We start from the raw sequence: 11,755 nt of genomic DNA on the forward strand, positions 1-11,755 counted from the left end.
TTAGATAGATATTAAAATTTGTACTAATTAAGCATGTCTAAAAGACGAAATCTTAAGAAAGAAAAGCAAGAAAGAAACCGTGCTTATGCAAGGAAGTTCAAGAAGCGCAAACTTCGTAATGATGGAAGAGGAGAGGGGGCTGGTAATGGTGTTACTGGCACCGCAAATAATGGCGGAGCCGCTGATTAAAAATCTTGATTCAATTAAAAAATATTTTTTTAATTCTTTTTATTTTAATGTTTGAACAAAAACTTTTAGTTTATTTTTTAGTTTAGGATGTTAGTTAGTGTTGTTATACCAACTTACAATAGACTTCCAATACTTAAAAAGTGTCTGGAGGCATTAGAAAATCAAATTTTAATAGATTCAATTGATGATTACGAGGTAGTAATAGTTGATGATGGTTCAACAGATGGAACCACTGATTGGTTAAAACATAATTTTAAGACTTTTCCTCATATCAGACTTTTTGAACAATCTCATGGTGGTCCTGCTCAAGCAAGAAATCTTGGCGTTGAGAAGTCTAATGGTGATCTAATTGTTTTTATTGATAGTGATCTAGTTGTTGAAAAGTATTTCTTATTCAACCATGTTATTTCTTTAAAGAAAGCATGGAAAAAACTTGGTAATAAAAAATGTTTTACTTATGGTTCAGTAATTAATACATCTAATTTTAATAATCCAAGCTCAGAGCCCTTTAAACTTCAAGACCTGTCTTGGGCTTATTTCGCTACTGGAAATGTCGCTATTGATAAAAAGGTTTTAGAAAGATCTGGACTTTTTGATATCTCTTTTAGATTATATGGTTGGGAGGATTTGGAATTAGGCGAAAGGCTAAGAAACATGGGAGTTAAACTTATTAAATGTCCAAAGGCTGTTGGATATCATTGGCATCCAGCATTAACTCTTGATCAAATTCCTCGTTTGATTCAAGTTGAAAAAGAGAGAGCAAAGATGGGGTTGGTTTTTTATCGTAAACATCCAACTATTAGAGTCAAATTCATAATCCAATACACTTTTTTTCATCGTTGTCTTTGGGAATTTTTAACTTTTGGTGGCCTAATTAATACAAAAACTCTAAGACCTCTTTTGGCTTTTTTAATGAGAAATGGTCAAAATGGTTTGGCTATGGAATTATTAAGACTTCCTCTTAATTTGATTGGAGTGAGACAAATTTTTAGAGAAGCATCATTAATAGGACCTCCTTGATCCATCATTTGTTAGATTGGTAATGCAAATCAAAACCGCACACCTAACTGTTTCGGGTGATAAATAAATATTGATTTTTTTTATCAATATTTAAGTTATCCCTGTTGGGTGGAGGCGAACCCGGAACCAAACTAAAAACATGGCTGTAGTTTCTCTCTCAGAGATGATGGAAGCTGGTGCTCACTTTGGGCATCAGACAAGAAGATGGAATCCCAAGATGTCCCGTTACATCTATTCCGCACGGAATGGGGTTCATATAATTGATCTAGTTAAAACTGCTGTTTGCATGAACAGCGCTTATAAATGGACTAGAGGAGCAGCACGAAGCGGTAAAAGATTTCTTTTTGTCGGCACTAAAAAACAAGCTTCTGAAGTGGTCGCACAAGAAGCTGTTAGATGTGGCGCTTCCTATGTCAATCAAAGATGGTTAGGAGGAATGCTCACAAACTGGACCACCATGAAAGCAAGAATTGACCGACTCAAAGATCTTGAAAGAATGGAATCCAGTGGTGCCATAGCAATGCGTCCAAAAAAGGAGGGGGCAGTTTTAAGAAGAGAATTAGAAAGATTGCAAAAATATTTGGGTGGTCTTAAAGGCATGAGACGTTTACCTGATGTCGTCGTTTTAGTTGATCAAAGACGAGAGACTAATGCGGTTTTAGAGGCTAGAAAGCTTGATATTCCATTGGTGTCAATGCTTGATACCAATTGTGATCCAGATCTTTGTGAAATTCCTATCCCATGCAATGATGATGCTGTCAGATCAGTTCAGCTTGTTCTAGGCAGGTTAGCTGATGCCATAAATGAAGGTAGACATGGTTCTAATGAGTAAATGACATACTTTTTAAAAAATTCTTATTTACTTTCTCTTTCACTACTTCTTAAATAAATGTCGGAAATAACAGCTAAACTCGTTAAAGAATTGCGAGACAAGACATCTGCAGGCATGATGGACTGCAAAAAAGCCCTAGTTGAAAACAAGGGTGACATGGAAAAGTCTATAGAGTGGTTAAGACAAAAAGGTATTGCAAGTGCTGAAAAGAAATCGGGAAGAGTTGCTGCCGAAGGCGCGGTTGGTAGCTATATCCATACTGGTTCTCGTGTGGGAGTCCTTCTTGAGCTGAATTGTGAGACTGACTTTGTTGCAAGAGGAGATTTGTTCCAAGGTCTTTTGAGAGATCTTTCTATGCAAGTTGCAGCTTGTCCAAATGTTGAATATGTAAGCGTTGATCAAATACCAGATGGGATTGCAAGCAAGGAAAAAGAAATAGAGATGGGAAGAGATGATCTCTCGGGGAAGCCAGAGCAAATAAAAGCTAAAATTGTAGAAGGAAGAATTGGAAAGAGATTAAAAGAAATGGCTCTTCTTGAGCAGCCATTTATCAAAGATAGTTCAATAAATGTCGAAGAACTTGTAAAGCAAGTTGCTGGAAAAATTGGAGAAAATGTAAAGGTTCGCAGATTTACTAGATATACTCTGGGAGAAGGCATTGAGGTTGAAGGACCAGATTTCGCAGAGGAAGTTGCATCTATGACTTCAAGTTGACCTTGTCTGATAATAGGTATTTATTGAACTCTGATTTTGACCCCTTAGAGCAATTAAGGTTGCTTAAAGAAAAATGTAAAAATATATCTTCTCATTTATATAAGGTCAATTCTATTTATCTTGAGGAAGTAAGGAGATTGCTTCCTCAGGTTATAAGGTCCTCAATCTTATCTCTTATAACTGATAGGCTAGGGGATGATTTTGGCTTCTCAACAGTCGCATCTAGAAAGAGATTTCAACTTAAAATTGATAAATTAGTTTCAGATAATATGTCTCTTTTAACAATTGAGCATTTAAATGAACTAGCTAAGAAGATTGATGAAGAAAATATTCGTCAAATAAATAGTGCTAAAAAAGAGATGGCAAATGCTCTTAATATGAGTAATAATTCTCAAAAATTTAAAGCAACTAATGATTCTAATTCAATCAATATAAGTTCTATGCCACCTTTGGATAATTTATCAATTACTGAAGGATGGAATGCAGAAATAAAAGCTCCATATTCAGCTGATAATAAAGAAACTTACATTAAAGGTTCAATACCTGGTGATAATTACGCTAATGAAACTATTCATAAGGAATATGAGTTATTAAAAGATGATGGTGAAAATTCTGATAACTTTGATTTGAAAAGTAATGAGATTCAAATCTTGCAGACTATATTTGCTTTGACTAATGAATCTAGCTTAAGTGATTTAGATTCAAAAAAAGAAGATTCTTCTCATAGCTCTGAATGTCATAACGATCTAAAAAACAATCGTTTGTTGCCACAATCTCCAATAGGTTTGTATGAATGGATGATTTCTATAGACTCGGCGCTAGTCAGGCGATTACGAGACCTTTCACATTCTATTAATACTGAGCTTTTAAAATCAGGCTTAGTCAATACATTGGTTCCGATTAATATTTTAGATGCTGCTTTAGCTGGTCAATTAATTTCCTCTAAATCTACATCCAATATTCTTACATTAAAATTACCAACTAATAGTGGATTAGGCGCTGGAGGATTAGATATTGATTGTTTGCTAATAACACTATCGGATATGGAATTTGATAATCCAAGACTAAGAAAAAATAGGACATACATTAAACATTATCAAAATGTACTTTTAGATATGATAAAACAACATAAATATTGGCAAGGTCGATCAATAGCAGAAGAGGTTAGTAAAGAATGGTGGAAGGATACAACCAAAATATAAACAAAAATGATTTAATAGCGACTCCTGATAGTAAATCAGTAGAGCTAATAACTTGGGTTAGATCTTTGCAACAAGCTTTAACAGTTGAAGTTGATCATGGGTTTAAGAATATTCAAGGTAGAACAAATAAATTTTCTTCATTTGTCGCTGATTATTTATCAAAGTGCCCTTCCCTAGCAGTCCCTGACCATGAACTTTATAAATTAAAGGATTTAGCAAAAAATTATGAAAAATATCCGACAATGTCTACAGATCATAGACGTAGAATAATTGTTCAAACAAGACAGTCACTTCATTATTTATATAAATATGATAAGGGAGTAGATACAAAGGAATCAATAAATTTAAAAATTAGGAAATTAAATAACTCAAATTTATCTAATAAAGGATCTTCGTCAGATTTTTTAAGTTTAGAAAGTCCGATTTTAAATGTTAAAGGTATTGGTTCAAAGCAAGCTGAAATATTATCTAGGCTAGGGCTTATTTTCATTCGTGACCTTATAAATTATTTTCCCCGTGATTATGTCGACTACACTTCTTTGAAGACTATAGATAAAACTCAAGTAGGTCAGAATGTAACGATCGTGGCGAAAGTAAGACGATGCAGTTCATTTAAAAGTCCTAAAAATCCAAATCTTTCTATTCTTGAATTGTTTTTAAAAGATAGGACTGGAGGAATTAAAGTTACAAGATTTTTCGCAGGTAGTCGTGGCAGGAGTATTGCCTATGTTAAATCTCAACAAAGTTTATATGCAGTTGGTGCAACCGTTGCGGTAAGTGGTTTAGTTAAAGAAAGTAGATATGGCAAATCATTAAACGATCCCTTGATAGAAATTATCGATAGTCCTAATAGTTATTTGAAATCTAGAACTATTGGTCAGATATTCCCTGTTTATTCTTTAACAGAAGGTCTTACTGCCGATAAATTTAGAGATCTAATACAATCGATTCTTCATTTGACGTCTGAGATAAATGATCCACTCCCTCAAGTTACATTGAATAGACTAGATTTAACTACTAAGAAGGAAGCTTTTTTTCATATTCATAATCCAGAGGATTCAAAAACTTTGGCTAGAGCAAAAAGAAGAATTGTATTCGATGAATTTCTACTATTGCAACTTAGTCTTCTTTTAAGACGCGACTTACATAAGAAAAGTGATTCCCCTAAATTAAGTATTGAGCCAAGTATTGATAGCCTAGTTGGAAAATTCTTAAGCATTCTTCCTTTCTCTCTGACAGATGCTCAAAAAAGAGTTTTAAAGGAAATTGAATCAGATATAGTCAAAGCTGAACCAATGTCTAGATTATTACAAGGTGATGTTGGTAGCGGAAAAACTGTTATTGCTATTTCAGCACTACTTACTGCAGTTCAATCAGGATGGCAGGGTGCTTTTATGGCCCCAACTGAGGTGCTTGCTACACAACATTATCAAACACTCAGCAAATGGATTCCACAGCTTGAGTTGAATGTAGATCTGTTAACTGGTTCTACACCCAAGTCTCGTCGTAAACAAATTCTAACTGATTTAGCAAATGGCTCTACAAAAATCCTTGTGGGAACTCATGCATTATTTGAAGATCCAGTTGTCTTTGAGCGACTTGGACTTGTAGTTGTAGATGAGCAACATCGTTTTGGGGTTAAGCAGAGGAACAAGCTTTTGAACAAAGGATTACAACCCCACTTGCTAACGATGACTGCTACACCCATACCTAGAACCTTGGCGCTTACTTTGCATGGTGATCTAGATGTTAGTCAATTAGATGAGCTTCCACCTGGCCGAACTCCTATCAATACTCAGCTGATATCTCCAAAAGAGAAAACTTGTGCATATGATTTAATCAGAAGTGAAATTAATAAAGGACATCAAATTTATGTTGTTTTGCCTTTAATTGAAGAATCTGAGAAGCTAGAATTAAGTGCAGCAGTAGAGGTTCATCAGCAATTGTCTACTAAAATTTTTTCAGATTTTACTGTTGAATTACTTCATGGCAAAATGAAGAGTCTTGAAAAGCAAGAAGTTATACAAAATTTTGTAAATGGGGAAAGCGACATACTTGTGTCTACTACTGTTATTGAGGTAGGTGTTGACGTACCAAATGCAAGTGTGATGTTAATTGAGGATTCTGATCGTTTTGGTCTTGCTCAATTGCATCAATTAAGGGGACGAGTGGGAAGGGGAGCCTCCAAGTCTTACTGTCTCCTAAGTCATCAGAATAAAAATAAATTATCTCGACAAAGATTGGAAGTTTTGGTGAATTCTAATGATGGTTTTGAGATTTCTGAAATTGATTTGCGTTTTCGTGGGCCTGGGCAAGTTTTAGGTACAAAACAATCAGGCTTACCTGATTTTGCTCTAGCATCATTAGCTGATGATGCTGACGTACTTGAACTTGCAAGGAATGAGGCTCGAAATATTTTAGATTCCGATCCTATGCTTACAAATAACTCAAAGCTTCGTTTGCTTATAAAAGAACAGTGGGAGAAACTTAAAATTGCTAATAAACTAAATTAATTTTTTATTATTTATCACTATTGAACTCATTTATTTTTTCGGTTAAAATTTAATAAAAATTTTCTGCGTTTGAAATTTCATACTCATTTTTTCTATAAATCATGAAGTTGAAACCTTGGATTAACATAAAAATAAATGAATGTAATGAGCCTTTGATTTCAATTCCAGAGATCATATTTCGATTAACACCACATCCTTATATGTCGTTAGGTGCTCCATATTCTAATGGAGCAGATCCATGGGTTTTACGCAGGGGTGTTTTGAAAAGATTAATGCAAGCGCAGCAATATCTGTCCGAAATTAACCCTCAATTACAGTTGGCTTTGTATGATGCCTGGAGACCAATAGCTGTCCAAAAATTCATGTTTAATCACACTATTGGAGAAACTTGTAGGTCGAAGGGGATTGATATAAATGATGTCTCTGCTAATAGAGACATTACTGATGTTATTGAAGAGGTTAGTCGTTTCTGGGCAAAACCATCATCTAATCCCCTTACACCTCCACCTCACAGTACAGGTTCAGCTATTGATTTGACTCTTGCCGATATGAGTGGTAATCCATTAGATCTTGGTGGAGAAATTGATTTTATTGGCGCTGAATCTACTCCTGATTTTTTTAAGAAAGACTATTCCATGATGCCTTGCTCAAAACATCAAGTTTTTCAAAAAAGAAGATCTCTTTTGTATTCAGTTATGTCACAGGCTGGATTTGTTCAACACCCAAACGAGTGGTGGCATTTTAGTTATGGAGATCAATTATGGTCCTGGTTAAGCAAGCAAAGTAATGCTATCTATGGGGCAGCATTTGAGGTAAGCAAAGACATTACGCTTTCAGTGCCAAGTTTAGTCACATGATCTCCAAGGCTTGATAAAGTCCCAGCGTTTTTCCAGCTAAGGAATAATGGCTCTAATGTTTTCTCCAAATCATTAATAGGCATCTTTTGTAAGTATGGGGTTGCCAGCCTTTTTAAATTAGTACTGCCACCAAGCCATAGTTGGTATTGATTTAAACCACTACCAACAAGAGCTAATTCTGCCATGTATGGGCGAGCACATCCATTTGGACAGCCTGTTACTCTGATTAAGATTGATTTATTGATTTCTAGAGTTTTTAGTTGATTGTTGATTCTCTCCAACAGCTCTGGTAAAAATCTCTCAGCTTCTGTCATTGCAAGTCCACATAATGGAAGAGCTGGACAAGCCATCGCATGCCTAGCTATTGGATCAGGGCTCCCTGGATCTGAAAAACCTATATTAATTAATGCATTCTTTACACTGACTTTTTGATAATTTCCGATGTTGCACAATAAAAGATCTTGGTTAGGAGTTAAGCGTACATCCAAGGCATATTTTTCAACTATATTTCTGAGCTCTTTCTTTATCTCTCCTGTAAGCCTGCCTGATAATAGTGGTATACCAACAAACCATAATTTGTCAGATTGTTGATGCCAGCCTAAGTAATCTTCAAGTATTGTATCCCCTTCGTGCTTAAGGGTGTCAATTCGTTTTGTAAAATATTTAGTTGTTAACTGCTTCTTAAACCAATCAACACCCATGTCATGCAAAACATATTTAAGTCTTGAGTGTCTTCTCGTTTTTCTATCTCCATAATCTCTTTGAAGAGCGAGAATAGATTGAACAAGCTCTAATATGTATTTACCTTCTACAAAACCAATGGGATCTGCGACCCTAGCGAATGTCGTATCTAAGTTGTGTGTTCTACCCATACCTCCTCCTACGTAGACATTACATCCTTCTAGAACTCCTTTTGCATTCGTGAAAGTCACAAGACCTATGTCATGAGTAAGGATATCTACAGAGTTATCTCCTGGTACTGTAGTTGCGCATTTGAATTTTCTTGGCAAGTAGGTTGCACCATACAAAGGTTCATTTGTGTCCCCACTAAAAACACCATGATTTAGTTGCAGCTTTCTGCTTTTTTTTACTGCTGGAGATGGCTTAATAGCATATTTTATCTCGCCATCAACCCATAAATCAATGTATGTTTTCTCTGCTTTTTGGGGTGATAAAACATCGGCAATATCATTAGCTAATTTTCTCGCAGCGGGGTAAGATCCTTTTTCGTAAGGGGCAGCTGGAGCCATTACATTTCTATTGACGTCTCCACAAGCTGCGAGGGTGGATCCCATGGACTTCACTATTGTTCCTATTACTTCTTTAATATTGTCTTTTTTTATTCCATGCATTTGGAAGCATTGACGTGTGGTCGCTCTAAGCGTTTTATTACCTAGTCGATCAGAAAGATCATCTAATGCTATAAAAAGGGGTCCTGGGACTAAACCAGCTGGATTTCTTAGCCTAAGCATCATTTGCCAATCTTTACCTGTGCCGCCTCTTTTTCTATGTTCCCGATCATCTTGTTGATAACTACCATGAAATTTTAGTAGTTGTACAGCGTCGTTTGTAAAGTGATCACTGTCGTTTATCAATTCACTTTGAAGAGGCTCGTTTAAGTAATTACTATCGGCTTTAAATTGTTCAAATTTCGCTCGAGGAGAATTATTAGCGATGCAAGGTGAAGGAACAGTCTCTTCTTTTTCTACAGAATCTTTACTTTCATTTTCTTCAAAATTCATCAAAGCTTCAATAGCTGCATTACTGAATCCAGCATCTTTTAAGTCTTTTTCTATATTTTTAGGAGCTTCTTTTGAATTACTTTTTTTAATCGCCTCGAGTCTTATTCCTTTAGGTAATGATTTATTAATCTGGTTTGCTTCTTCTTCTCTGAGCTTTTCATCGAATTTTTGTTGAATAGCTATTTCTGCTGAGCTTATATTCTTTTCGGCCTCTTCTTTAGTGTTACCTATTTTTTTTACAACATCACATGTTCCAAAAGCATCCCTTAATTTACCTCTTGGTACAGCAACCCTGAGGTAAAAACCAGATCTTCCAGGTATCTTTATGATCTTGGGCAATGGTACCTACACCGGTACCTACACTGTATCATTTTTCTTGTTGGTTGGTGCTTAATTGTTCAAATCAAGCCATGATTAATAAAAGATGCTTTCATTTTATATAAAATTTTTTCTAGGACACAGAATGTAGAAGTAATTCAGATTTAGATCTAATCTTGTTAAGAACATAAGGAAAATTTTTTGTCTACTTACCTTTTAGAAATCGGAACTGAAGAATTACCAGCTGATTTGGCTGAATCTGTTATTTCCCAGCTTGAGATGAATGTAAGTAATGACTTGAAGTCTTCTAAAATAAAATTTACTGAAATAAGAGTTACTACTACCCCCAGAAGAATTGGATTAACGATCGAAGGGCTTGCTCCATTTTCTGATGATAATATTGCGGAACGAAAAGGTCCTCCTGTTTCTCAAGCGTTTCATGATGGAAAACCTACAAAAGCAGCAATTGGTTTTGCTAGAAGATATGACGTTTCTCCTGAAAAATTAGAGATTCGAGAAACGCCTAAGGGTTCATTTGTTTTCGCTAAATTAATTGAGAAAGGCAAGCCAATTGAGGGTTTGTTATCTGAATATTTACCTGGGTGGATCACGAAAATTCAAGGAAGAAGATTTATGAGATGGGGTAAAGGTGATTTTCGCTTTTCGAGACCTATCCGTTGGATTGTTTCTTTGATTGACTCAGAAGTTTTACCCTTTAGTATTTCAGGTTGTGATCCAGAAATTCAAATTGGCAATATCTCAAGAGCACATAGGTTGCATGGATCAGAATTAGAAATTAAAAATGCGAAAACTTACTTTGATCAATTGCAGGATGCTGGAGTAACAGTTGACAGGAATAGTCGCCTTTTACATATCAAAGATTTAGTTCTTAATCACGAAAAACTCAAAAAAGTTAAGCCAGATCTGACTGAATCCCTTTTAAATGAGCTGACAGATTTAGTTGAGTCTACTTTGCTTGTGACTGGAAGTTTTGATGAATCTTTCCTTGATTTACCCCCTGAGGTTTTGTCCACAGTGATGAAGAATCATCAACGATACATACCCATATACAAAGAAAATGTTGTGCTTGACCCCTTGTCACTTGACTCTAGAAATATATTACTTCCTAGCTTTTTGTGTATTAGTAATGGATTATCTTCAGCCAAAGAAAATATTATTTTAGGAAATGAAAAAGTATTAAAAGCTAGGTTTTCTGATGCTTCATTTTTTATAAAATCAGATTTATTAATCAATAGCTCTTCACGTATTAATAAATTAAAAGATGTAACCTTTGCTGAAGGATTAGGTTCTCTATATGACCGTGTAGATCGGATTGAATGGCTTACTAAATTATTAACATCAAAACTTAAATTTGACCAAGAGGATATTGAAAAATCTGTGAAAGTTGCACATTTCTCTAAACATGATTTAGTTAGCAACATGGTTGATGAATTTCCAGAGTTGCAGGGAATTATTGGATCTAAATATTTACTTCATGAGGGTGAGTCCAGAGATGTATGCCTTGGCGTTTTAGAACATTACAAACCTAAAGGAACAGCTGACTCTCTACCATCAAATAACCTTGGTAAGGCTGTTTCATTAGCTGAACGCTTTGAATTGCTTTTAAGTATTTTTGCCAAGGGTGAAAGACCTTCTGGCTCATCTGATCCATATGCCTTGAGAAGGGCTGCTAATGGAATATTGTTGATTTTATGGAGTAAAGATTGGCAATTAAATATCAATGAAACATTAAATGATTCACTTATTTATTGGGAGAAACTTTTCCCTAATCTCTCTCTTGATATTAGTAGTCTTACAATCGAATTAAAGGAATTCTTTCGTCAAAGAATCATTAGTTTATTAGAAGAGAAAGATATCGACTTTGATATTATTCAGGCTGTTTCGGGAGACACAAGCTTAATTTCAAAATTATTAGATGATCCAACAGATGTTGATTTTCGTGCTTTATTATTAATGGATATGAGGAAAAATAATACACTTAATTTATTACAAACTGTTGTTAGTAGAGCCTCTAAGTTAGCCGTTAAAAGTTCTATCGCTAAAGACGTAATAGATCCCTCTGGTTTTGTACACAAGTCGCTATTTGAAAAAGAGTGCGAATGCGAAATGTTTAATGTTTTGGAGAAATTAAAGCCTCTAGCTATAAACTGTGATCATATTAAATATAAGTTGTTGGCTGATGGTTTAGTTGCAAGTGCAGAAACTTTAGCCAACTTTTTTGATGGAGAAGGGAGTGTAATGGTTATGACGGATGATATTAATCTAAGAAATAATAGGCTTAATTTATTGACGATATTTAGAAACCAGTCCTTGATACTTGCTGATTTCAGCAAGCTTAGTTAATTAA

At 35.0% G+C, this 11,755-nt stretch carries 9 protein-coding genes; 8 read left to right on the forward strand and 1 reads right to left on the reverse strand.

The genetic code is table 11. The features are described from left to right. Nucleotides 1–33 precede the first annotated feature (33 nt). From AC6EJB_RS00830 to AC6EJB_RS00860, 7 genes are all read left to right on the forward strand, one after another. Entirely contained in the window at nt 34–189 is a 156-nt protein-coding gene (locus AC6EJB_RS00830; protein ID WP_011293689.1) for an Asl3888 family RNA-binding protein, read from the forward strand. Between the two features lie 87 nt (nt 190–276). Continuing rightward, nucleotides 277–1,209 carry a glycosyltransferase family 2 protein gene (locus AC6EJB_RS00835; RefSeq protein ID WP_498491778.1) on the forward strand — a complete coding sequence of 311 codons (933 nt, stop codon included), beginning with the start codon at nt 277–279 and terminating at the stop codon, nt 1,207–1,209. A 139-nt stretch (nt 1,210–1,348) separates the two neighbouring features. Next, a complete protein-coding gene (gene rpsB / locus AC6EJB_RS00840; protein ID WP_498491780.1) occupies nt 1,349–2,041 on the forward strand; it encodes a 30S ribosomal protein S2 in 693 nt (230 codons plus the stop codon). Nucleotides 2,042–2,098: 57 nt separating this feature from the next. Beyond that, entirely contained in the window at nt 2,099–2,755 is a 657-nt protein-coding gene (gene tsf / locus AC6EJB_RS00845; protein WP_498491782.1) for a translation elongation factor Ts, read from the forward strand. A 23-nt stretch (nt 2,756–2,778) separates the two neighbouring features. Then, nucleotides 2,779–3,957 (forward strand): adenylate cyclase, encoded by a 1,179-nt coding sequence (locus tag AC6EJB_RS00850; protein ID WP_498491783.1) that lies wholly within the window; start codon nt 2,779–2,781, stop codon nt 3,955–3,957. Further along, entirely contained in the window at nt 3,930–6,470 is a 2,541-nt protein-coding gene (gene recG, locus AC6EJB_RS00855) for an ATP-dependent DNA helicase RecG (RefSeq protein ID WP_498491784.1), read from the forward strand. Before AC6EJB_RS00850 ends, recG begins: the two co-directional genes overlap by 28 nt. A 101-nt stretch (nt 6,471–6,571) precedes the next feature. After that, nucleotides 6,572–7,327 carry a M15 family metallopeptidase gene (locus AC6EJB_RS00860; RefSeq protein ID WP_498491785.1) on the forward strand — a complete coding sequence of 252 codons (756 nt, stop codon included), beginning with the start codon at nt 6,572–6,574 and terminating at the stop codon, nt 7,325–7,327. On the opposite strand, the gene AC6EJB_RS00865 is transcribed toward AC6EJB_RS00860, so the two are convergent. After that, nucleotides 7,264–9,069 carry an NADPH-dependent assimilatory sulfite reductase hemoprotein subunit gene (locus AC6EJB_RS00865; protein WP_498492940.1) on the reverse strand — a complete coding sequence of 602 codons (1,806 nt, stop codon included), beginning with the start codon at nt 9,067–9,069 and terminating at the stop codon, nt 7,264–7,266. The two genes, AC6EJB_RS00860 and AC6EJB_RS00865, sit on opposite strands and share 64 nt — an antisense overlap. A 519-nt stretch (nt 9,070–9,588) precedes the next feature. Here AC6EJB_RS00865 and glyS point away from each other — a divergent pair. Further along, nucleotides 9,589–11,751 (forward strand): glycine--tRNA ligase subunit beta, encoded by a 2,163-nt coding sequence (gene glyS / locus AC6EJB_RS00870; RefSeq protein WP_498491786.1) that lies wholly within the window; start codon nt 9,589–9,591, stop codon nt 11,749–11,751. Nucleotides 11,752–11,755 lie beyond the last annotated feature (4 nt).

The sequence above is a fragment of the Prochlorococcus sp. G4PB17 genome (assembly GCF_059772445.1).

Coding starts and splice junctions, on each gene's coding strand:
- rpsB (WP_498491780.1), top strand. CDS start 1,349: ATGGCTGTAGTTTCTCTCTCAGAGATGATGGAAGCTGGTGCTCACTTT.
- AC6EJB_RS00865 (WP_498492940.1), bottom strand. CDS start 9,069: ATGAATTTTGAAGAAAATGAAAGTAAAGATTCTGTAGAAAAAGAAGAG.
- AC6EJB_RS00860 (WP_498491785.1), top strand. CDS start 6,572: ATGAAGTTGAAACCTTGGATTAACATAAAAATAAATGAATGTAATGAG.
- tsf (WP_498491782.1), top strand. CDS start 2,099: ATGTCGGAAATAACAGCTAAACTCGTTAAAGAATTGCGAGACAAGACA.
- recG (WP_498491784.1), top strand. CDS start 3,930: ATGGTGGAAGGATACAACCAAAATATAAACAAAAATGATTTAATAGCG.
- AC6EJB_RS00830 (WP_011293689.1), top strand. CDS start 34: ATGTCTAAAAGACGAAATCTTAAGAAAGAAAAGCAAGAAAGAAACCGT.
- AC6EJB_RS00835 (WP_498491778.1), top strand. CDS start 277: ATGTTAGTTAGTGTTGTTATACCAACTTACAATAGACTTCCAATACTT.